This window comes from Candidatus Igneacidithiobacillus taiwanensis (assembly GCF_031962545.1).
Taxonomy (GTDB): domain Bacteria; phylum Pseudomonadota; class Gammaproteobacteria; order Acidithiobacillales; family Acidithiobacillaceae; genus Igneacidithiobacillus; species Igneacidithiobacillus taiwanensis.
The window spans coordinates 1-21,504 of sequence record NZ_JAVRKK010000021.1; the positions used below are offsets into that span (position 1 = coordinate 1).

A 21,504-nucleotide genomic window follows, 5' to 3' on the forward strand; every position below is an offset into this window, starting at 1 on the left:
AATCGCCCATTCTTGACCCCGTTCGAGACCCTATTTCAGGTAGTTTGAAATGGCGCCATTATGCCGACCCTGGGTGGCGCCATTAGGGTGACCCGTGACAGTCAGCGATGGGTGGACCAGGGAAACGAACCAAAAGGCTGAAGGGCAGATCTGCACAGTCGATTGCCGGGAGATAGCAACCGATTTCTGCCTTCGAGAGTGTTGTTTTGGGGAAGCCCTGCCTTCACCAGTCTCGCCAGCGCGACTACACCAGAGCTGCTCAAAAGATAAAACTTCCGGGGCAGCCTAAGCCACCCCGGAAAGAAACAACAATAGATTGAATCCCCCTGGTTTTCGTGGAGGCTCTGAAGTGTGAAAAGATGGAGCCATGGATACCATGAAATCGAGTCAAAAGTTTTCGCAGGAAGTACGGTCTCGCGCAGTGCGATTGGTGGAGGAGCATCGAGAGGAGTATCCCTCCCTTGCGGCTGCGCTGCAGTCGATTGCGCCGAAGATTGGTTGCACCCCCAAGACCTTGCGGGTGTGGGTGAATCAAGGCGCAGTAGAGGCCGGCAGCCGGCCCTGGATGCCAGCGTCGGAACGACAGCGCATCCAGGAACTGGAGCGGGAGGTCAAGGAGCTGCGGCGAGCCAATGAGATCCTGAAGCTGGCCAGCGCGTTTTTTGCCCAGGCGGAGCTCGACCGCCGATGCAAGCGCTGAGGAGTTTCGTTGACCAACACCGTGCATCTTATGGGGTCGAGCCTATCTGCCGGGTCTTGCAGATAGCTCCATCGGGATACCGTCGCGCCGTGGCGTGCCAGAGACATCCCGAATTGAGAAGCCGGCGAGCCAGGCGAGATGAGGAGCTCTTATCCGCTATCCGCTCGGTCTGGGAAGGGAGCCGGCAGGTCTACGGAGCCGTCAAGGTTTGGCACAAACTGCGCAAGGAGGGAGTCACGGTGGCACGCTGTACCGTCGAGCGCCTGATGCACTCCCAAGGCTGGCAGGGGGTTCGGCGCGGCAAGCGCCAACGAACGACAATCCCAGACCAACAATGTCCCTGTCCGCAGGATTTGGTGCAGCGAGATTTTCGCGCCGAGCGGCCCAACCAGCTCTGGGTGGCAGACTTCACCTACGTCTCGACCTGGGAAGGGTGGATCTACGTGGCCTTCATCATTGACGTTTTCTCCCGTAGGATCCATGCACACGGACTTTGTTCTGGATGCTCTGGAGCAGGCCATCCACTCCCGGCGCCCCGGCCAAGGGCTCACGCACCATTCTGACCGAGGCTCACAGTACCTTAGCATTCGCTATTCGGAGCGGTTAGAAGAAGCGGGTATTGCGGCTTCCGTGGGCAGCAAGGGGGACTCCTACGACAACGCCTTGGCCGAGACCGTCAATGGTCTCTACAAAGCCGAAGTCATCCATCACCGCGGTCCCTGGAAGAACCGGGCATCTGTGGAGTGGGCTACCTTGGAATGGGTCCACTGGTACAACACGGATCGGTTGTATGGCCCCCTAGGATACATCAGCCCAGCAGAAGCAGAGGAGAACTACTATGCTCAGTTGAAACTGCCGACCTCAAAAGCAGCATGAGGAACGAGTTAAACCCTCCACAAAACTCGGTGGGATTCACTTCCGCTGGCGTTTTCTTCCCAAGAAAACCCCCGAAAGATCGTACCAAGCCCTGCATCTCGCGCGCCGTGCGCGGATCACGCTCGCAGTCGCGCAGCCAGTAATTCACCAGATCGTCCCAGCCAAACGCGGGCGACGTGGGGGGCTTTCTCTACGGGCATTGCAGGGGTCGGCACATCTTCGCCAGCGCGTCGGCGCAGCAAGTCGCGCGAAGCCGCCCGAAAGGTCTGCACAAAAGGCTCGTAGCCCGCGCCAAGACGCCAAAACGATACACTGCGGCCCGTCGCCCTGCGGAGATAGTGCGGAATGTAGAACTTAATGGAGAACAATATCTCCAAATCCCCTTCGGGTCCTGGCGGGGGCAAATCCTCGACGAAGTTAGGAATGTCCCGAAGCGGCAAGGCGGGATCCTCATCGTCCTCGCACTCCCTCCTTCGGGGATCCAGCAAACTGGCCAGCAGCTTTCCGTATTCCTCCTCATCTATCCGAAGGACGTCGGCATAAAAAAGTTGTGCGGCCGCCTGGATTTCTTCCTGGGAAAAACTGGGCCGTGGCACCGGTCGCGCTACCTGCAGGATCCAGGCCTGCTCATCTGGCGACATGCGGTCGAAGACGTCCTGCAAGACTTCGCCCGCCGGTTCATCACCCTGCGCGTAAAACGGTGCCACGATCCGTTCCCGGGCCGCGCCGCTCCGTCAGAAACTCGTCGACCTCGACAGCAACCCGACGGCCTAAGCGATGGGCCTCCTGACGGTTGCCAGTCCCGAGAGAAAACCGCGAGTAACCGTTGCTTCCCACCTTACGGGGGCCGGAACTGAGAGGGATTTCTTGACCGCAGAAGCGGTCTGGAAGTTTACGGGAGGAATGATACAGCGACCCTCGTTCGAGGATATACATAGGGTTCTCGACCTCACGTTTAGCTATACGTCTAGCCACAGTGTTTAGTCGCAACCCATTGAAATGAAAATTCCCTTTTTAAATATCAGGAACTTGTCTATCGTTGGCGGAGAGGGTGGGATTCGAACCCACGTGGGGCTATTAACCCCCATCCGATTTCGAGTCGGCGCCGTTATGGCCACTTCGGTACCTCTCCGGGCGAGGCATACAGTAAAGCATCGACCGCCTGGGCTCAATAGGCAGCGTTACAGGGTGGCGCCATCCTTGCGGTCTTTGGCGCTAATGAATTGCCGCTTGAGTACATGCTCACGCTTCAGGCCCAACCACAAGGCGATGGGGCTAGCGACAAAAATCGAAGAGTAGGTACCCACCACCACACCAATCACCAGGGCGGTTGCAAAGCCGTGGATTACCGGGCCGCCAAAGAGGAAGAGCGCCAAGGCAACCATAAAGGTAATGAAACTGGTAATGACGGTTCGCGACAAGGTCTCGTTGATGGCGATGTTAAAAATCTCCGCCACGCTACCGTTACGCGCGGCACGCAAGTCTTCGCGCATACGATCGAAAACCACCACCGTGTCGTTGAGGGAGTACCCCATGATCACCAATAGGGCGGCAATCACGGTCATGGAAAATTCTTGCTGCGAAATAGCGAAATAGCCAACCACCAAAATCGGATCATGGAGCATGGCGAGCACGCCGCCGGTTGCAAAGCGCCACTCGAAGCGGAAACCCACATAAATCAGAATCCCGATGGTTACCACGATAAGGGCGAGAATGCCCTTGTTACGCAACTGCTTGCCCACCTCGGGGCCAACATACTCCGTTCGCCGCAATTGCACCCCGGGATAGGCCTGCGGGTCATTCTGAAAGACAGCAAGGATTTTGCTAGCAACGGCACTACTCTCGCCGGGCCGGGTGCGCAGGCGAATCAAGAGATCATGATCGCCACCAAAAGTCTGCACCACGGCATCGGCATAGCCCGCCTTGCCCAGAGTATCGCGCACGGTACCAAGGTCTGGCGTCTTGCTAAAGGCCAGTTCCACCAGGGTGCCGCCCGTAAAGTCGATGCTGTAATTAAGCCCGCGAATCAAAAAGACAGCGATAGAGGCGATGATCAAGCACAGGGAAATGCCGAGGAAGATCCAACGGCGGGACATGAAATCGATATGGGTACCAGATTTGACGAATTGCATGCGTACCTCAGATCCAGAGCTTGGCGATGCGCCGTTTACCGAGAACCAGCTCGACAATTCCGCGACTCATCATCGTGGCGGTAAACATCGAAACCAGCACACCAATGGTCAGCACCAGGGCAAAGCCCTTGATTGCCCCAGTGCCGAACTGGAACAGGGTAAGGGCAGCGATGAGTACAGTGATGTTGGAGTCGACGATGGTGGCAAAGGCCTTTTTGAAGCCGGTATCGATGGCGGCGCGCGGGCTCATACCCCGGCGCAATTCCTCACGGATGCGCTCAAAAACCAGGACGTTGGCATCCACGGCCAAGCCAATCTTGAGCACAATGCCGGCAATACCGGGCAGGGTCAGGGTGCCGCCCATGATCGAGAGCACCGCCAGAATGGCAAGGATGTTGACGAGAATGGCAAGGTCGGCAATCAGGCCAAAGAGCCGGTAGTACAAGGTCATAAAGGCAACGACGAAGATCATGCCAAAGATCACCGCCATAACCCCATCGTGGATCGAATCCTGCCCGAGGGTCGGACCCACGGTGCGCTCTTCCGATACATGCACCGGCGCCGGCAGGGCACCGGCGCGCAGCTCGATTGCCACATTGCTGGCATCTTTGAGGCTCGAGAAGCCATTGATCTGCGCCCGGCCGCCAGTGATCGCTTCCTGGATTACCGGTGCGGTGACCACCTTGTTGTCGAGCAGGATGGCCATACGCTTGCCCACATTTTTGCTGGTCAGGTCGCCAAAGATCCGCGTCCCAACGCTGTCGAAACTAATGTTGACGATCGACTCTCCGGTATTGTTGTCTACCCCCGCCGTCGCACCATTCAGGTAGCGGCCAGTGAGCACGGTTTCCTTGTGCAACAGGTAGGGTTGGCCATTGGCCCCATAGTACAGGGCATCCCCCTCGGGCACCTGCCCCTTGAGGGCAGCCGCCAGGGCGTTTTCATTGGCCACCATCTTGAATTCCAGCTGTGCCGTGGAGCCGATAATGGCCTTGGCACGCTGGGTGTCTTGCACTCCGGGGAGCTGCACAGCGATGTGATCTTTGCCCTGGCGCTGAATCTGTGGCTCCGCCACGCCGAGTTCGTCGATGCGATTACGAATGACCACAATCGCCTGTTGCAAAGCATCATCGGTCTGCTTCTGGACCGTGGCTGGCGGCATAACGACCGCAATCTGGCCGTTTCCCTTGTCGCTCGCCTGCAATTCTGGGTAGGCATTATTGATCGCCTGCACGGCCGCAGCCACCAAACCGGGCTGCGCCATCTCGACACCGATTTGCTGCGCTCCGGTCATCTCGACCTTGAGATACTGCAAGTCATGATGACGCAGTAGGGTACGGATTCCGTTTTGATATTCCTCGAGATGATGGTGGATGAGGACCGAGGTATCGACGCGCAGCAGGAGATAAACACCACCGCGTAAGTCCAGACCCAGATTCACCGGGCGGCCACCCAATTCGCTCATCCAGCGCGGCTCTGCCGATTTTTGCGAGAGAATGACTTGCGCGTTGCTTGGTAAACGACTCTGCAAGAGCGTTTCGGCAAGCCCCTGGGCATTGTCATTGGGGAAGAAGAAGGTCGTTCCCTGGCTGTTACTCTCGTAGCGGCTCACCGGGATCTTGCTCTGCTGCAGCCAGCCAACCAGGGTGCTCACCGGTGGCAACTGCGTACCAACGGGTGCGCGCACATCGATGGCCGCATGCCAGCCAAAGAAATTGGGCAGGGCATAGAACACGGCGGGAATGACCACCGCCAGAATGACTAGATACTTCCACCAGGGATAACGGGTCATGCCAACGCCTTCACAGTTTTTTCAGGGTCCCCTTGGGCAGGACCATACTCACGGCGCTGCGCTGGATCTTCACCACGGTATTTTCGGCGATTTCGACGTGGAGATACTCCTCTCCCGCCTGCATCACCCTGCCCGCCAAACCTCCGGAAGTGACCACCTCGTCACCCTTGGCAACGGAGGCAATCAGCTCACGCTGCGCCTTGAGCTTCTGACTCTGCGGGCGGATCAGCAGAAAGTAGAAGATGGCGAAGATGAAAATCAGGGGCAGAATCTGAAAGAGCATGCTGTCCATACCACTACCTGCAGCCGTGGTCGCAGCGTGGGCAGTGGCAATCGGTGAAAAATCCATGAACCCCTCCGGGTTACTGCGAAGGCGGCCATTGTAGCCGCTCGCGCTCAGGCAGGAAAGGCGAGGCAGCCCACTCGCCGGCGAAGCGCGCTACGGGCCACATCGCCGGACTCGGCTCGAAATCGGGATTCAGACTTTTTTGATTAATTTGATGATGAACAGCAACACCACCGCACCGATGAAGGCGACAATGACCGAGCCAATGATTCCGGCCCCAAACAGGGCGACTACGCCCAATGCCGTCAGCAAAAAGCCACCGATGAAAGCACCGACGATACCCACCAAAATATCACCCAAAATGCCAAAACCGCGCCCACGAATCAGCAGGCCCGCCAACCAACCGGCAATACCGCCAATGATGAGAAAAACGATGAGATGCATGATCATGACCAGACTCCTTTTTTCTGTGGCGATGGCTATGTTGCTGCCGAAATTTTCGGCGCTTTTGTAGGGTAGAAACTTTATTCCATGCCGTCAAATATTTTTTGTGCGAAAATTCTCGTCACCCGACAGTTTCCGGGAGCTCTCTACCTCTTTCTCGGTAGAATTTGGCACGGAATTCCGCCAGAGAACCGGCCGCAATGGCTGCCCGCAAGGACTGCATAAGCTCTTGGTAATAATGCAGATTATGCCAGGTATTGAGGCGCGCTCCAAGAATTTCATGATTTTGCTGCAAATGTCGCAAATACGCACGGCTATAATTGCGGCAGGTATAGCATTGACATTGCGGATCCGGCGGCAAGGGATCGCGCGTATATTCGGCATTGCGCAGCTTGAGGGTACCGTGCCGGGTGAACAGCCACCCATTGCGGGCATTGCGCGTGGGCATCACACAATCGAACATATCGATACCCCGCCAAACGCCCTCCACCAGATCCTCTGGGGTGCCGACACCCATCAGGTAGCGCGGCTTCTGTTGCGGCATTTCCGGCAGCAGATGGTCGAGAACATGGAACATCTCGACCTTGCTCTCCCCCACCGACAAGCCGCCAATTGCGAGACCCGGAAAGTCGAGACGCTCGAGGGCAGCCAGGGACCGCAAACGCAGATCGGGAAACATGCCTCCCTGAACGATGCCAAAGAGCCGCCCCGGGCCGGCATAACTGGCTCGCGAGCGCGCCGCCCAACGCAAGGATAGCTCCATGCTCGCCCGCGCCGTGGCATGGTCGGCGGGATGCGGGGTGCATTCGTCGAAGACCATGGCAATGTCGGAGCCGAGGCGCGCCTGAATGTCCATCGACTCTTCCGGTCCCAAAAAAACCTTGCGCCCGTCGCTGGGAGCGCGAAAGCTCACCCCCGCCTCGCGCAAACTTCGCATCGCCCCCAAGCTGAACACCTGAAAACCCCCGGAGTCGGTCAGGATCGGGCCGTCCCAGTGCATCATGCGGTGCAGCCCGCCCAGAGCCTCTACTACCTCGAGGCCCGGCCGCAGGGAAAGGTGAAAGGTGTTGCCGAGGAGGATCTCAGCTCCCAGTTCACGCAGCTCCTCCGGGGTCATGCCCTTGACGGTGCCATAGGTGCCCACCGGCATAAAGGCCGGGGTTTCCACGGTGCCGCGGGCAAAGTGCAAACGCCCGCGCCGGGCGGCACCATCCCGCGCCAGCAACTGAAAAAAGCTCATGCCAAGGCACCGGGCAGAATCAGCATGGCATCACCATAGCTAAAAAAGCGGTAGCGCTGGGCGACCGCATGACGGTAGGCTGCGAGGATGAACTCGCGCCCCGCCAGCGCCGACACCAGCATCAACAGGGTCGATTCCGGCAAATGAAAATTGGTGAAAAGGGCGTCGATCACTCGAAACTCCTTACCCGGGTACAAAAACAGGCGGGTTTCGTCGGCATAGGGGCGTAGCGTGCCGTCGGCAGCAGCGCTCTCCAAGGCACGGCAGGCGGTGGTACCAACGGCTATCACGCGGCCGCCGCGGGCCTTGGCGGCGTTTACTGCGGCCACCGTTTCAACGCCAACGCGGGTGATTTCGGCATGCATCTGATGCTGGGTGATGTCATCCACCCGTACCGGCAAAAAGGTCCCCGCCCCTACATGCAAGGTGACAAAGCTGCTTTCCACACCCAAGGCGGCAAATCGGGCCAGGAGCGCATCGTCAAAATGCAGGCCGGCCGTGGGTGCCGCCACCGCTCCGGGCTCGCGAGCGTAGACGGTCTGATAGCGTTCCCGATCCTCGGCCTCCGCAGCGCGCTGAATGTACGGTGGCAAGGGAACCGCACCATGGGCTTCCAAGAGTGCCAGCCAGTCCTCGCCCTCGCGTTCGAGCCAAACCTGCATCTCTTGTTTTTCTTCTACCCTCGCCCAGCTGCCATCGGGTAGGGCAAGACGCATCCCGGCGCGCAGGGGCTTGGAAGAGCGCGCCAGAAACACGGCGCGCCGATCGCTGAGAATACGATCGAGAAGGAGCTCGACGGCACCGCCCGTCTCCTTGCGCGCCGCCAAGCGTGCCGGCAACACCCGGGTATCGTTGAAGACCAGCAGATCACCAGGGCGCAATAGATCGGGGAGATCCCGCACTTGGCAATCTTGCCAACGAGCGGCGAGCGGATCGACAAGGAGCATCCGGGAGGCGCTACGTTCGGGCAGGGGTTCCTGGGCGATCAGCTCGCTGGGAAGATCATAGTGAAAGTCAGAGATACGCACCTAGGCAAACCATTCTTCAGGATCGGCGGCAGGATGCGGGAAAACCTGCAGGGAGGCAATACGCGGACCCTCCCGGCGCAAAACCAGCACATCGAAGTCGCGAAACTCCACTCGTTCGCCCTCCTCCGGCAAGCGGTCGAGACGCTGCATGAGCAAGCCGCCGATACTATCCGCCTCGCCCGCCTCATCGATGTCGCGGTCGAGGACTTGCTCCAGGGAGTAGATGGAGAGACTGCCGCTGCCAATCCAGGAACCATCGGCCTGCTCCTGCCAATCGCGCTGCCAGTGGCGAAACTCATCGGGAATCCGCCCTAAGAGCGCTTCCAGCACATGGTCGAGGGTGACGAAACCGGTAATCGTCCCCAAGGCATCGACAACCAAGGCAAAGTGCGGCTGCCCGGAGCGAAAGTGCGCCAGCAGCTCCATGGCGGGCAAATCCTTGGCAACGGCTGGCAGCGGCCGCGCCAGACGCAACAAATCGAGCGCGCCTTGGCTATCGAGCAAGACCGGCAGCAGATCCTTCACATGCACCAAGCCGCGCACATGCTGACGATCGCCAGCGCAGAGGGGATAGCGGGTGTAGCGGTAGCGCAGCAAGGTGCGGCGTATCTTGGCGCGATCGTCGCCTTCCATGAGACAAACCATATCCGCCGCTGGTCGCGCCAGATCGCCAGCACTCAACTCGTGAAAATCGAGAGCACGTTCGAGAATGTCGCCGGTGCGGCTGCCCAGGGTGCCATGGCTCTGGCTCAGTGCCAGGATCATCTCCAATTCATCGCGGCTAGGCGGGCTCTCGCTGGGTTTACCCCCAGCACTGAGGCCCACGATCCGCAGCACCAGTTGGGTAACGCCATTGAGGAGGACGATGGCGGGATAGAGAAGCCAGTAAAAGACGTACAGCGGCAACGCCGTCCACAGGGAAATCTGCTCGGTTTTGCGTATTGCCAACGACTTGGGGGCGAGTTCGCCAAAGATGATGGTAGCAAAGGCCACCAGCACAAAGGCTACAGCAAAAGACGTCGACTCTTGTACCTCGGGCTGCAGGCCCCACAGCCGAAAAAGAGGGCGTAGCAACTGCGCTACCGCGGGCTCCCCAATCCAACCTAGCGCCAGCGAAGCGAGGGTAATGCCCAACTGGGTGGCGGAAAGATAGATATCGAGGTGGCGATGCACCCGTCGCAGAATACGTCCACGCCAGGCGTGCGCTTGAACCAAGGAACGCAACTGGGTACTGCGCAGGCGCACCAAAGAGAACTCTGCCGCAACAAAAAAGCCATTGATCAGGATGAGTACGACGGCAGCAAATAGGGGCAGGGACTCAGGCATGGAGAAGCATCTCCTGCCTGAGCCCGCTACATCGGTCAGCTTTCATGATGGGACAGCAGCTGCTCCAGTTCGCTGAAACTCTGCACCGCGCCGCCGGTTTCGATTTTGGCCCCAAGCTGGCGGGCAATTTGGCTGATGGAGATGACACCGCGCACCAAGGGCCGCGGATTTTTCTCTTCCACCAAGGCATGCTGGCGCTGCAGGCCCTTCATGGTCAGGACAATATCGCCCACCGTGGAGCGGCTGACTTCGTCAAAGTCGAGTACTTCGATTTGCCCGCGCCGCACCATGATGTGCTGCACTCGCACTTGGTCACGGCCAATGCCTTCTTCGGCGGCATGCAGAACGGGCTTTTCGCCCATCAAATCGCGGGCAGTGACCATGCCTGCCAGCTCGCCAAATTCATTCTCCACAAAGAGGAGGCGCACCCCGGCATGGATCATCCGCTGCAGGGCCTCGTCCACCGTCGCCTCGGAGCGGATGGTCACGGCAGGCACCCGTTGCAGATCGGTCATCACCTTGAGGGCGCTGTCCGTAAGCGACACATGCAAAGGTAAACCGTTGTTGAAATAGGTCAGCTGGGTGTCGTCAGCCAGCGGGTGGACGTGCAATGGTCGATAGTTGGTCATCTTATTGTTCTCCTCTGTGCTAGTTCCGGTGTGCAACGCTTTCTTTGAGCATAGCGCAAAAGCTCAACGGGGCAAGCGTTCCAGGGCCCGCGCCAGGTCAGCGCGCAAGTCATCGACATGCTCCAGTCCAACGCTCAGCCGCAGTAGGCCGTCGGAAATACCCGCCGCTGCCCGCTCCTCGGCACTCACGCGGCTGTGGGTGGTACTGGCGGGGTGGGTGACGGTGCTCTTGGCATCTCCTAAATTGGCGGTGCGCGAAAAGATGCGGAGCTGATCGACCAGCGCCCAGGCAGCCGGCTGCCCGCCGCGCAACACAAAAGAAAGGATTCCCCCAGGCAAACGCTGCTGCTTGCGTACCAAATTCGCCTGCGGATGTTCCGGCAGGCCGGGATAATAGACCGCCTCTACCGCCTCCTGCTGCTGCAACCACTGCGCTAACACTGCCGCGTTGGCGCAGTGGCGCTCCATACGCAGGGCGAGAGTTTCGAGGCCCTTCAATTGCACCCAAGCATTGAAGGGACTGAGACTTGGACCGGCGGTACGGAGAAAATTGCGCGGCCCCTCGAGCAAGGCACGGCTGCCGCACACGGCCCCTCCCAAGGTGCGCCCCTGACCATCGATGTACTTGGTATTGGCGTGCAAGACGAGGTCCGCCCCCCAGCGCAGGGGTTGCTGCAATACCGGGGTGCAAAAGCAGTTGTCCACCACCAGCAGGGCATTATGGGCATGCGCCAGCGTTGCCAAAAATTCTAGATCACCGACCTCGGTCATCGGGTTGGAAGGCGTTTCGAGAAACAGCATGCGCGTGTTGGGGCGTATGGCGGCTTCCCAGGCGGCGGCATCGGTGAGCGACACAAAGGTCGTCTCGACGGCAAAGCGGCCCAGGATCTTCTGCAACAACTGCACCGTCGTACCGAAGAGCGAACGCGAAGCGACGATATGATCGCCGGCCTGCAGGGTGCCCATGCACGCGGTCAGGCAGGCCGCCATACCCGAAGCCGTGGCGATACAATCTTCTGCACCTTCCAAGGCCGCCAGGCGCTCCTCGAAAATGCGCGTGGTGGGATTGGTGAAGCGCGCGTAGATATTGCCGGGTGCCCGCCCGGCAAAGCGATCCGCCGCCTCCTCTGCCGAGTCGAAGACAAAGCTTGAGGTCGGGAAAATCGGCTCCGAGTGTTCGCCCTCGGCGGTGCGGTGGTTTCCGGCGCGAATCGCCAGGGTTTCGGGATGCAACTCCTGCCACCAGTCCTCTTGCTCGCTCATCGTAGTTCCTTCAATAGGTGCAACTGGCGACCATTCCGCTCTGCCGCCACGGGGATGGGATAATCACCGCTGAAGCAGGCATCGCAGAAACCCAGGCTGCGGCTGCCTACCGCCTCGTAGAGGGCATCGACCTCCAAATAGCCGAGGCTGTCGGCACCGATCATCTTACAGATTTCGTCGACGCTGTGTTGGGCGGCGATGAGCTGCGCTCGATCGGGGGTATCGATGCCATAGTAGCAGGGCCCGATGGTCGGCGGTGAGCTGGAGAGGAAATGAATCTCCCGGGCACCGGCGGCACGAATCAAATGGACGATCTTGGCACTGGTGGTACCGCGGACAATGGAGTCATCCACCAAAACCACCCGTTTGCCGCGCAAGATCTCGGGTTGGGCATTGAGCTTCACCCGCACGCCAAAATCTCGCCCGCGCTGGGCCGGCTGGATAAAAGTGCGCCCCACGTAATGGTTGCGGATCAGTCCGAGTTCAAAGGGCAGGCCCGAAGCCTCGGCGTAGCCCATGGCCGCGGCCACGCCAGAATCCGGCACCGGCACGACAATGTCGGCCTCGCGCGGATGCAGGCGGGCGAGCACATGCCCAATCCGCTTGCGTGCCGAATAGACATGAATTCCATCGAGGACGCTATCGGGGCGGGCAAAATAGAGATACTCGAAAATGCACATCCGGCGCGGCAGGGTAGGCGCCAGCATGCGGCTCTCGATGCCGGAAGCGGAGATGATGACCATCTCCCCGGGCGCGATGTCGCGGACGAACTCGGCACCCATCAGGTCGAGGGCGCAGGTTTCCGAAGCCAAAACAAAACCGCCGGAGTCGATGAGCCGACCGAGGACCAGGGGCCGAAAGCCCATGGGATCTCGCGCGCCAATCAAGCGGGTTTCGGTTAGACAGACCAGAGAATAGGCACCCGAAACTTGCTCCAAGGCAGCAGCAAGGCGCTCGCCGGCATCGTTGCCGGGTACGCGGGCGAGGAGATGGACGATGACTTCGGTGTCCATGTCGGTATGGAAAATGGCACCTTCCCGCTCTAGCCGCAGGCGCAGCTCCGTGGCATTGACGAGGTTGCCATTGTGGCCAACGGCAAAGGAGCCGTGGCGATAGTTGATGAACACCGGCTGGGTATTCTGCAGCACCGAACCACCGGTAGTGGAGTAACGCACATGGCCAATGGCCTGGGTACCCGGCAATTTGGCGAGGTCCTTGCTGCCAAAGACATCGGCTACCCGTCCCATGCCACGGTGACTACGTAACTTACCATCCTCTGCCGCCACGATACCGGCCGACTCCTGCCCGCGATGTTGCAAGGCGTAGAGCCCGAGGTAGGTCAGATTTGCCGCTTCGGGGTGACCGAACACGCCAATGACGCCACATTCGTCATGAAAATGATCGTCATCGATTACGGTCGTCTGGGGTGTGTTCACGCGTTTGATACTCCCAATAAGATACGACGGGTGCCGTGACCGAATGCGCCATCGCCTCGATACGCGCTTGCCCAAGCCAGGAATTACGCCACCAGGGCGCATCCTGAAAACGGAAATTGTCCACCAAAAATATCACAAGGGCGAGGATAGCGGCAGCACGGAGCAAACCGAAGAGCCCGCCAACAATGCGATCGGGAATACCGAAGCCAACGCTGTAGAGCATGCCGCGCAGCAGAAAGGAGAGCACCGTAGTCGTCGCCAACACCGCAAAAAACAGAGCAAAGTAGGCAACGGGTCGCACCCATTCCGGCGCCAGATATCCACGCAAAAGAGGCTCAAGGAGATTTCCACCCCAACGCCAAGCCACAAAAACGCCCCCCACCCAGCCGATTACGCCAAAGAACTCGCGGATCATGCCCCGTGCCAAGCCCCACAACACGCTGAGGATAACGACGGTAAGCACACCAAGATTCGCCCAGTGCATGGTCAATCGGGAAACCAATACCTGGGCAAGGCAGAAAGTACCTGAAAGGAACCAAAACAGAGGAGGATGTCGTCGTGCGCAAGGGTCGCGGCGCGCTCGGCCAGGTGCTGCGCAAGCTCCGCCAGCGGGATTTCGCCAGCGCCGGCCGCGGCGCCCAGCACGGTGCGCAGCTGCGCCGGTGCGGCGGCACGGGGATTCTCGGACATGGCGAGCAAAGTCCAGCCAGAAACGCGTCCCTGCAGGGGCGCAATTGCAGCCGCCAGATCTTTATCTGCCATCATTCCCCAGTAGGCCCAGACCTGTGCCTTCTCACGCGCGAGCAGCTCTGCCAGGGCGCCCGTTGCCTGCGGATTGTGGGCCACATCCACCAAGAGCCGCGGTCCCTCCGCCCCCCAGGGGCGTAGCCATTGTTTTCGCCCCAGCAGACGAATCGGTACCTGCCATTGTGCTGGCGGCGGCCAGATGCGCGGTAGACGCTTCTGGAGCCGCGCAGCGGCGGCTAGGGCCAAGCCTAAGTTGTTGTACTGACTGGGATGATCGTCTAGGGGCGGGGGTACCGCGTACTGGACCGAGCCAGAGCGCCATTCTCCCGTCGCAGTCAGGAAAAAATCGCGCCCCAGCACCTGCAGCTCCGCACCGCAGGCCGCCGCGGCCGCCAAAACCGACGAGCAGGGGCCATTGGTATCGCCATAGAGCAGCGGCCGACCGCGACGGCAAATTCCCGCCTTCTCGCGTCCGATACTCTCCCGGTCCGGCCCGAGAAACTGCTGGTGATCGAGGTCGATGGAAGTGATGACGGCCAAATCTGCATCCACGGCATTGACGGCATCGAGGCGCCCGCCCAGCCCTACTTCCAGAATCGCGAGATCGGGCGTCTCTTCGAGGCAGAGACGCAAAGCGGCAAGGGTGCTCAGCTCAAAATAGGTCAGCGGGATATCTGCTACCCTCTCCCCGAGCATCTCGATTTGGCTCATCCAGCGCTGGTTGGCGAGGGGTTGCCCATCGATCCGCAAGCGCTCGCGGAACTCCCACAGGTGTGGGCTGGTATAGGCGGCACAACGATACGACGCCTGCAAGGCGAGGGCCTCGAGATAGGCAACCACCGAACCCTTGCCATTGGTGCCGGCCACTGTCACTACCGGAAAGGGCAACTGCCGCGGGATATCGAGGCGCGCCATGGCCGCCTGCATGCGCTCCAGCCCCAATTCGATGCGCTGCGCCGGGCCGACCAGGTGCGTGAGAAGCTGCTCTGGATCGTTTGCCTGCAGCACAGTCTTCACGTTGCCTCAGGCCACTGTTTCGGCATGCATCAAGATGCCGATTTGTTGCGCAATATGCTGTCGCAGCTGGCGACGGTCGACAATCTGATCGATGGCGCCATGCTCGAGCAAATATTCGGAGCGTTGGAATCCTTCGGGCAATTTCTCGCGGATGGTCTGCTCGATTACCCGCGGGCCGGCAAAGCCGATAAGGGCATTGGGTTCGGCAATGAGGATATCGCCGAGGGTTGCCAAACTTGCCGAAACTCCGCCCATGGTGGGGTCGGTGAGCACCGAAATATAGGGGATACAGGCCTTGCCCAAACGCTCGATGGCGGCCGCCGTCTTGGCCATCTGCAAAAGGGAGAAGAGCCCCTCTTGCATGCGGGCGCCGCCACTGGCGCTAAAACAGACCAACGGACAGCGCTCGACCAGGGCGGTTTCGGCGGCCTTGACGAAACGTGCCCCAACCACCGAGCCCATGCTGCCGCCCATGAATTCAAAGGCGAAGGCGGCTGCTACCACGGGACGCTGGTGCACAAAGCCGCGCATGACCACGAGGGCATCCTTCTCGCCGGTTTTTGCCTGAGCCTCTTGCAAGCGCTCCTTGTAGCGTTTTTGGTCCTTGAAGCGGAGGGGATCGACGGGCACCAGCTCGCTGCCGATTTCGAGGCGCGGCTCCGGATCGAGAAAGTAATCGAGGCGCTGCCGTGCGGTCAGCCGATGATGATGGCCGCAATGCGGGCAAACCTGCAGATTTTGCTCGAGTTCACTTCGGTAGAGCACTGCCTGGCAGGTCGGACACTTGGACCAGAGTCCTTCGGGTACCGAACGCTTCGCTTCAGATGCCTCTTCGCTCGCCTTTTTGTTGATCTTGGGTGGCAGAACGCGGCTGAACCAATTCATCGCTCTGCCTCCGCTGTGAGGGCAGCACGGATCGGACGCAAAAATGCCCCCGCCAATTCCGCCGCGTGCGCGTCATCCTTGGCCTCTTGTAAGGTCTGCACCAGGGCCGAGCCGATCACCACCGCATCCGCCCCGGCAGCCAAACGCTGCGCCGTTGCCGCATCGCGAATACCAAAGCCAATGGCCATGGGCATCGCCAATTCTTCGCGCAGAGCCGCCACGCGCGCGAGCACTTCGTTCCAGTCCTGCTGCTGCGCCCCGGTAATACCACGCAGGGAAACATAGTACACAAACCCGCTGCCCAGGCGTTTGACCGCTGCCACTCGCTGCGGCCCGCTGGTTGGCGCCAGCAAAAAAATGGGATCGATGCCCGCCCGGCGTAAGAGCGCGCTCTCCTCTTCTGCCTCCTCCGGGGTGAGGTCGACGAGGATCACGCCATCGACACCCGCATCGGCGGCCTCTTCGGCAAAGTGCTGCATGCCCATGGTCTCGACCGGATTCAGGTAGCCCATGAGGATGATAGGGGTGACGCTATTGTGCTGGCGGAATTCCCGCACCCAAGACAGTACCTGCCGCAGGCTGACGCCGCGCGCCAAGGCCCGCTCGCTGGAGCCCTGGATGACTGGGCCGTCGGCCATGGGGTCGGAAAAAGGCACCCCTAGTTCGATGGCATCGGCGCCGTTGGCGACGAGCGCATGCAGCAAGGGCAACACACCGCTGCTGCTCGGGTCACCGGCGGTAACGAAAGGAATCAGGGCGCTGCGCCGCGCCTTTTGCAGCGCCGCAAACATTTCGGCCAAACGACTCATAGAACGATACCTTCGAGGGCAGCCACGGTATGGATGTCTTTGTCGCCGCGGCCGGAAAGATTGATGATGATGCTTTGCTCCGGGCGCATCTGCGCTGCGAGCTGAATGGCGTAGGCAATGGCGTGGGAGGTTTCCAAGGCAGGAATGATGCCCTCCACCCGACTGAGCTTGTGGAAGGCGGCCAAGGCCTCCGCGTCGGTAACAGCCACATATTCGGCGCGGCCGATGTCCTTCAGAAAAGCATGCTCTGGCCCCACACCGGGGTAATCGAGGCCAGCCGAAATGGAGTGGGTGGCTTCGATCTGCCCATTGGCATCGCTCATTAGATAGGTGCGGTTGCCGTGCAGTACCCCGGGCCTACCGGCAGTCAGGGGTGCGGCATGTTTGCCCGTTTCGATACCCAGGCCTGCCGCCTCGACCCCGATCAGGCGCACGCTGCTGTCTTCGATGAACGGGTAAAACAGGCCCATGGCATTGCTGCCGCCGCCCACACAAGCAATGCAGACATCCGGTAACCGCCCGGTCTGCTCCAGGCACTGGGCGCGGGCCTCGTCACCAATGACCCGATGAAAATTGCGCACCATCTCCGGGTACGGATGGGGACCGGCCACGGTGCCGATCACATAAAAGGTGTCTTCGACATTGCTCACCCAGTCGCGCAGTGCCTCATTGAGGGCATCTTTGAGGGTGCGCGAACCACTGCGCACGGGCGCAACGGTCGCCCCCAGCAGGCGCATGCGGTAGACGTTGCTGGACTGACGCTGAATGTCTTCCTCGCCCATGTAGACCACACATTCCATACCGTAGCGGGTGGCTACGGTTGCCGTGGCGACGCCGTGCTGACCAGCGCCGGTCTCGGCAATCAAGCGCCGTTTGCCCATGCGCCGGGCGAGCAAAGCCTGACCGACGGCGTTATTGATCTTGTGCGCACCGGTGTGATTGAGGTCTTCGCGCTTGAGGAAGATCTGCGCGCCCCCGAGTTCGCGGGAAAGACGCTCGGCATGGTAAAGAGGATTGGGACGACCAACGAATTGCCGCAACTCGCTATGGAGCTCGGCAAGGAATTCTGGATCGCGCTGGGCCTCGGCATAGGCAGCCTGCAGTTCGTCGAGGGCGGGAATCAGGGTTTCGGCAACAAAGCGACCACCGTAAACGCCAAAATGTCCCTTTGCATCGGGTTGCTGATACGTAGTCATTTTCCGCCTTCTCCTGCCCCACGGGCCTGTGCAACGAATCGCTCCATTTTGCCACGATCCTTGCGTCCTGGCGAAATCTCCACACCGCTGCTCACGTCTACGGCGTAGGGCCTGGCGATGGCGATGGCGGTCGCCACATTTTCTATCGTCAGGCCACCGGCAAGGATGAGCGCTGGGCTTTCCTGAGGCAGATGCCACCAAATAAAACTTTGGCCGGAACCGCCAAAAACGCGTTCGTCGCGTTTATCGAGAAGGAGCCCTTGGGCGCTGGCATACTGCTCTTGCCAGGGGCGCAAGTCGCAGGGGCCGCAAAGACGCAGGGCTTTGAGGTAAGGACGAGAAAAACTCGCGCAAAAATCTGCGGGTTCGTCGCCGTGAAACTGGAGAACGTCGAGGGGACAATGAGCCAGTACCTGATCCACCCAACCCGCTTCCGGATTGACAAAAAGCCCAACACGGCTGACGAAGGGGGGTAGCGCCGCCAGGATTTCCCGTGCCGTTGCCACCTCCACATTGCGCGGACTGGGCGGATAAAAGACCATGCCGATGGCATCGGCGCCAGCGGCGGCAGCAGCAAGGGCATCCTCTACGGAGGTGATACCGCAAATCTTTACCCGCACCATACCTGTACCCCCTCAAAACCGCGCGTCTTGGCCAAAAATGCCCGGGCAGCCGGGCAATCGGAATCTATCCGGATAGACCACCGAGTGGAAATATAGGCCGTCGGGGGGAGCCGTCATACCGGCGCGGCTGCGGTCCCGACTGGCCAGCACTTCCTCGACCCAAGCCACGGGTCGTTCGCCACGACCAACCAAGAGCAAAGTCCCCATCAAATTGCGCACCATGTGATGCAGAAAGGCATTGGCCTCGAGGGAGGCGACCAGCATATCGGCCTGGCGCACGATGGCAAAGCGAGACAAGGTACGCACGGGGCTTTTGGCCTGGCAACCGGCAGCGCGAAAGGCAGAAAAATCGTGGGTGCCGAGCAGCAGCTGCGCCGCTTCTGCCATACGCTCGTGGTCCAGCGCTTGCGCCACCCAGGTCACCCGACCTGCAAGCAAAGCAGGACGCTCCGGCCGGTTGAGGATCAGATAGCGGTAGCTGCGCTGGGTAGCCGAAAAGCGGGCATGAAAGTCTGCCGGTACCGGCTTTGCCCAGCGTACGCTCACCGCCGTGGGCAAAAAACGGTTACAGCCGCGTACCCAGGCAATCTCCGGCCGCGAGACGGGACTATCAAAATGCACTACCTGACAGAGGGCATGCACCCCGGCATCGGTACGACCCGCCACGGTCACGCGGATGGGAAGGTCTGCCACCGCGCTCAGGGCAGCCTCTACTTCTCCCTGTATCGTGCGCTGGCCATCCTGCCACTGCCAACCCGCATAGCCGCTGCCATCATACTCAAGACCCAGGGCCCAGCGCTGCGATTGGCCCGCGTCCTCTACCGGCAAGGCTCAAAGCTCCAAGAGCAGGGCCGCGGCCTCTTCCCGTTGCTGGGGATTACCCGATTTCTGTACCTCTTCGAGTAGCTCTCTCGCACTGGCTGTATCCTTCATCTCGATGTAGGCGCGTGCCAACTCGAGCTTCGGACCCGATGCATCCCAATCATCCGGCGTCGCCGCCTGCTCTTGACGCGCGCCCCCGAGTTCCCAGCCATCGTCAAAAGACAGGGCAGAAGCTGCGGCAGCATGTTCAGATTCCCCGCCGTCTTTGGCTACCGGCTCAGCCTCTGGACTCAGGCGCTTGAAGTGCTCATCCAATTCCGCAAAGAGACCGTGGGCGGTAGGCTGGCTTGCCGGTTCGGCATCTGCTTCCTCGTGTGCCCAAGAATCCCCAAAATCGAATTCGAGCCGTTGCAGCGGCGCATCGGATGTCTGCGGCTCTTCCTCGTGCTCCTGCGCTTTGGGAGCGACGGGTTGCTGCGGTAGATCCGCGGGTTCGGTAGGCAAACGCGCAGCCTCGGCGGTTTTTCCCTGCCCCAGCTCATCCCAGGTGAGAAGGGAATCCTCGGAGATGTGAAATTGATCGCGCATGCGATCGGAAAGATCGAGAAAGGCGCTGTGATTTCCGGTTTCCACGTATAACGGCAACAGATGCTCGTAAAAGGCGCGGCGCTGCGGGTCTTGCTCGATGGCCTCCTGCAAAACCGAAATTGCGAGATCCGTCTTACCATAGGTATGGTAGAGCTGCGCTTGTTCGATGGGATCGACAGCAAATTGCCGCCCCGTATCCGTCTCCTCAGCCACTGGCGGCAAGGGTCCACGCACGGGCGGCGCCATTGGGTTACCAACCGGCGCCTGCAAGCGCTCGGGCACGGGATAGGCAGGCACAGGAGCCGGCGCAGGCGAAACGGGTGGCGTAGCCGGGGCAATCGGTCGCGGTTTCTCTGGCGGGGTGACGATCGGCGGCGCCGCAACCACCGGCTCCTGTCGGCGACCTTGTAAGCGCGGATCCTGCTCGGCAGCGACAAAGGGCGCCGTAAGAGCCCCTACTTCAGCCTGCCGACGTCGCCGCAATAGCAACAATAATGCCAAAATAAAGAGCAAGTTGGCGCCCAACGAAACCCAAAGCCAGGGAAAAGCATGGGTCTGCCGTTGCAAAGCGTTTAGCTCTGCCGTCTTTTCCGACAATTGCTGCTGGGCAATATTGAGACGTAGCTGCGCCAAGCGCAGGGCTTTCTGCAAGGCCTCTAGCTGATCATTGCTGCCACCCGCGGCGGCAGCACTGCTGCCCGTCGCCACTGTCGAGGCGGCATCTGCCGTGACGGGATTCGATTGCGCCGGTGTCGTCGCGGCAACCGCACTGGAACTTTTTGTTTTACCTCTCTTGGTGCTGACCGCATTAGCAGTTTGCGTCGCAGGAGCAATCGAGGCTGAGGCAACCATCTTGAAGCCATCGTTTTCTCGCATAATACGCAACGCTGCCGGGCCCCTGTTTTCGGGCGCTGTCACAAGCCTTAAGACTGCTGCCGACTCGCGCGTGCCAATGGCACGCATACTGGCCGTAGAAGGAACCCGCAGCCGCGCGCCCGCCCGTAACAGATTCGGGTCGCCATTGATGAAGGCCTGCGGATTTTCCCGAAACAGCCCAGTCATAGCCTGCAAAAGGGTGACGCCACGTTGCTGACGCACGGTGTTGGCGAGCAAGTAGAGACAGCTTCCGTCGGCCGCCGTTACGGTCGTAGCTGCACGCCCGCGCCGCGCCGCGAGGCTAGGTGGATAGTCATCATCGATGGGAGCACTCGCGGAGGCATCACTGGCTCGACCGGTTTGTACGCGCGAGACCATCCCCGGCACTGCGTGGTACTCGCGGACTATTTGCCCACCCGCCCAGTCCAGCCGCACTAGAAAAGGGATATTGCCGGAGGGCAGAGGAGCAGGACTCTGGATGACGATTGCCGGCTTTTCCCCAGTGCGCAGGCTAAACTTCCAGTCGCGAGAACTGGCTGCCTCGGGCAGGTGAATCATGGCGTAGGCCGCAGGGTCGGCAAGCCCAACGCGCATCTGCGAGATTTCATCGGGATGCGCGCTAATGATCGGAATCTCCGCCTGGAAAGGCTCTCCGGCACCGGAAAGCACTATCAAATTCCCCAACCCCAGAGCCTGCGCCGCTCCTGGTAAAGCCATTCCCAAGGACAACAGGGTCGGCGCCCAGTATTTCTTCATGCTACCTTCCTTTCCGTGCAGCCACTGCGCGAC

19 protein-coding genes, 1 tRNA gene, 1 pseudogene and 1 other annotated feature are annotated in these 21,504 nt (G+C 60.3%); of the genes and pseudogenes, 1 reads left to right on the forward strand and 20 read right to left on the reverse strand.

Annotated features, from left to right (window positions below):
* Window positions 1–376 precede the first annotated feature (376 nt).
* Window positions 377–1,576, forward strand: a pseudogene (locus RTI30_RS04825) (IS3 family transposase).
* Window positions 655–771: a sequence feature (AL1L pseudoknot), on the forward strand. Its footprint overlaps the pseudogene before it by 117 nt.
* A 116-nt stretch (window positions 1,577–1,692) precedes the next feature.
* Here RTI30_RS04825 and RTI30_RS04830 read toward each other — a convergent pair.
* From RTI30_RS04830 to RTI30_RS04925, 20 genes are all read right to left on the reverse strand, one after another.
* The gene (locus tag RTI30_RS04830; RefSeq protein WP_312262598.1) at window positions 1,693–2,283 is read right to left on the reverse strand and encodes a hypothetical protein; all 591 of its coding nucleotides are present in this window, start codon (window positions 2,281–2,283) and stop codon (window positions 1,693–1,695) included.
* 333 nt (window positions 2,284–2,616) lie between these two features.
* Window positions 2,617–2,708 (reverse strand) — tRNA-Ser (locus tag RTI30_RS04835).
* A 49-nt stretch (window positions 2,709–2,757) separates the two neighbouring features.
* Window positions 2,758–3,708 (reverse strand): protein translocase subunit SecF, encoded by a 951-nt coding sequence (gene secF, locus RTI30_RS04840; RefSeq protein ID WP_312262597.1) that lies wholly within the window; start codon window positions 3,706–3,708, stop codon window positions 2,758–2,760.
* 7 nt (window positions 3,709–3,715) lie between these two features.
* Complete coding sequence (secD, locus tag RTI30_RS04845; RefSeq protein WP_312262596.1) at window positions 3,716–5,500, reverse strand: protein translocase subunit SecD; 1,785 nt, start codon at window positions 5,498–5,500, stop codon at window positions 3,716–3,718.
* Window positions 5,501–5,510: 10 nt separating this feature from the next.
* A complete protein-coding gene (gene yajC / locus RTI30_RS04850; RefSeq protein WP_312262595.1) occupies window positions 5,511–5,849 on the reverse strand; it encodes a preprotein translocase subunit YajC in 339 nt (112 codons plus the stop codon).
* Window positions 5,850–5,978: 129 nt separating this feature from the next.
* On the reverse strand, window positions 5,979–6,236 hold the full coding sequence (locus RTI30_RS04855; RefSeq protein WP_312262594.1) for a GlsB/YeaQ/YmgE family stress response membrane protein: 258 nt from the start codon (window positions 6,234–6,236) through the stop codon (window positions 5,979–5,981).
* A 115-nt stretch (window positions 6,237–6,351) separates the two neighbouring features.
* Entirely contained in the window at window positions 6,352–7,470 is a 1,119-nt protein-coding gene (gene tgt / locus RTI30_RS04860) for a tRNA guanosine(34) transglycosylase Tgt (RefSeq protein ID WP_312262593.1), read from the reverse strand.
* Complete coding sequence (gene queA / locus RTI30_RS04865; RefSeq protein ID WP_312262592.1) at window positions 7,467–8,498, reverse strand: tRNA preQ1(34) S-adenosylmethionine ribosyltransferase-isomerase QueA; 1,032 nt, start codon at window positions 8,496–8,498, stop codon at window positions 7,467–7,469. Before queA ends, tgt begins: the two co-directional genes overlap by 4 nt.
* Complete coding sequence (locus RTI30_RS04870; protein WP_312262591.1) at window positions 8,499–9,824, reverse strand: hemolysin family protein; 1,326 nt, start codon at window positions 9,822–9,824, stop codon at window positions 8,499–8,501.
* Window positions 9,825–9,859: 35 nt separating this feature from the next.
* Window positions 9,860–10,453, reverse strand: coding sequence for a CBS domain-containing protein (locus RTI30_RS04875; protein WP_312262590.1), 594 nt, complete (start codon window positions 10,451–10,453; stop codon window positions 9,860–9,862).
* Window positions 10,454–10,516: 63 nt separating this feature from the next.
* Window positions 10,517–11,716 carry an O-succinylhomoserine sulfhydrylase gene (locus RTI30_RS04880; protein ID WP_312262589.1) on the reverse strand — a complete coding sequence of 400 codons (1,200 nt, stop codon included), beginning with the start codon at window positions 11,714–11,716 and terminating at the stop codon, window positions 10,517–10,519.
* Window positions 11,713–13,152: an amidophosphoribosyltransferase gene (gene purF / locus RTI30_RS04885; RefSeq protein WP_312262588.1), complete on the reverse strand. Its 1,440-nt coding sequence runs from the start codon at window positions 13,150–13,152 to the stop codon at window positions 11,713–11,715. Before purF ends, RTI30_RS04880 begins: the two co-directional genes overlap by 4 nt.
* Complete coding sequence (locus RTI30_RS04890; RefSeq protein WP_312262587.1) at window positions 13,121–13,636, reverse strand: CvpA family protein; 516 nt, start codon at window positions 13,634–13,636, stop codon at window positions 13,121–13,123. The genes purF and RTI30_RS04890 overlap by 32 nt, the downstream gene beginning before the upstream one ends.
* Window positions 13,637–13,638: 2 nt before the next feature.
* Entirely contained in the window at window positions 13,639–14,916 is a 1,278-nt protein-coding gene (locus RTI30_RS04895) for a glutamate ligase domain-containing protein (protein WP_312262586.1), read from the reverse strand.
* Window positions 14,917–14,922: 6 nt separating this feature from the next.
* Complete coding sequence (gene accD, locus RTI30_RS04900; protein ID WP_312262585.1) at window positions 14,923–15,801, reverse strand: acetyl-CoA carboxylase, carboxyltransferase subunit beta; 879 nt, start codon at window positions 15,799–15,801, stop codon at window positions 14,923–14,925.
* Window positions 15,798–16,610, reverse strand: coding sequence for a tryptophan synthase subunit alpha (gene trpA, locus RTI30_RS04905; RefSeq protein ID WP_312262584.1), 813 nt, complete (start codon window positions 16,608–16,610; stop codon window positions 15,798–15,800). The genes accD and trpA overlap by 4 nt, the downstream gene beginning before the upstream one ends.
* Complete coding sequence (trpB, locus tag RTI30_RS04910; protein WP_312262583.1) at window positions 16,607–17,806, reverse strand: tryptophan synthase subunit beta; 1,200 nt, start codon at window positions 17,804–17,806, stop codon at window positions 16,607–16,609. The genes trpA and trpB overlap by 4 nt, the downstream gene beginning before the upstream one ends.
* The gene (locus tag RTI30_RS04915) at window positions 17,803–18,429 is read right to left on the reverse strand and encodes a phosphoribosylanthranilate isomerase (RefSeq protein ID WP_312262582.1); all 627 of its coding nucleotides are present in this window, start codon (window positions 18,427–18,429) and stop codon (window positions 17,803–17,805) included. Before RTI30_RS04915 ends, trpB begins: the two co-directional genes overlap by 4 nt.
* A 12-nt stretch (window positions 18,430–18,441) precedes the next feature.
* The gene (gene truA, locus RTI30_RS04920) at window positions 18,442–19,257 is read right to left on the reverse strand and encodes a tRNA pseudouridine(38-40) synthase TruA (RefSeq protein WP_312262581.1); all 816 of its coding nucleotides are present in this window, start codon (window positions 19,255–19,257) and stop codon (window positions 18,442–18,444) included.
* A 3-nt stretch (window positions 19,258–19,260) separates the two neighbouring features.
* Window positions 19,261–21,471, reverse strand: coding sequence for a FimV/HubP family polar landmark protein (locus RTI30_RS04925; RefSeq protein WP_312262580.1), 2,211 nt, complete (start codon window positions 21,469–21,471; stop codon window positions 19,261–19,263).
* Window positions 21,472–21,504: the final 33 nt, after the last annotated feature.

Excerpts from the sequence above, each read along its gene's own strand:
- tgt (WP_312262593.1), bottom strand. The coding sequence starts at position 7,470 with ATGAGCTTTTTTCAGTTGCTGGCGCGGGATGGTGCCGCCCGGCGCGGG.
- trpA (WP_312262584.1), bottom strand. The coding sequence starts at position 16,610 with ATGAGTCGTTTGGCCGAAATGTTTGCGGCGCTGCAAAAGGCGCGGCGC.
- RTI30_RS04880 (WP_312262589.1), bottom strand. The coding sequence starts at position 11,716 with ATGAGCGAGCAAGAGGACTGGTGGCAGGAGTTGCATCCCGAAACCCTG.
- accD (WP_312262585.1), bottom strand. The coding sequence starts at position 15,801 with ATGAATTGGTTCAGCCGCGTTCTGCCACCCAAGATCAACAAAAAGGCG.
- RTI30_RS04915 (WP_312262582.1), bottom strand. The coding sequence starts at position 18,429 with ATGGTGCGGGTAAAGATTTGCGGTATCACCTCCGTAGAGGATGCCCTT.
- RTI30_RS04875 (WP_312262590.1), bottom strand. The coding sequence starts at position 10,453 with ATGACCAACTATCGACCATTGCACGTCCACCCGCTGGCTGACGACACC.
- secD (WP_312262596.1), bottom strand. The coding sequence starts at position 5,500 with ATGACCCGTTATCCCTGGTGGAAGTATCTAGTCATTCTGGCGGTGGTC.
- secF (WP_312262597.1), bottom strand. The coding sequence starts at position 3,708 with ATGCAATTCGTCAAATCTGGTACCCATATCGATTTCATGTCCCGCCGT.
- RTI30_RS04925 (WP_312262580.1), bottom strand. The coding sequence starts at position 21,471 with ATGAAGAAATACTGGGCGCCGACCCTGTTGTCCTTGGGAATGGCTTTA.
- RTI30_RS04855 (WP_312262594.1), bottom strand. The coding sequence starts at position 6,236 with ATGATCATGCATCTCATCGTTTTTCTCATCATTGGCGGTATTGCCGGT.
- yajC (WP_312262595.1), bottom strand. The coding sequence starts at position 5,849 with ATGGATTTTTCACCGATTGCCACTGCCCACGCTGCGACCACGGCTGCA.
- trpB (WP_312262583.1), bottom strand. The coding sequence starts at position 17,806 with ATGACTACGTATCAGCAACCCGATGCAAAGGGACATTTTGGCGTTTAC.
- RTI30_RS04870 (WP_312262591.1), bottom strand. The coding sequence starts at position 9,824 with ATGCCTGAGTCCCTGCCCCTATTTGCTGCCGTCGTACTCATCCTGATC.
- RTI30_RS04890 (WP_312262587.1), bottom strand. The coding sequence starts at position 13,636 with ATGCACTGGGCGAATCTTGGTGTGCTTACCGTCGTTATCCTCAGCGTG.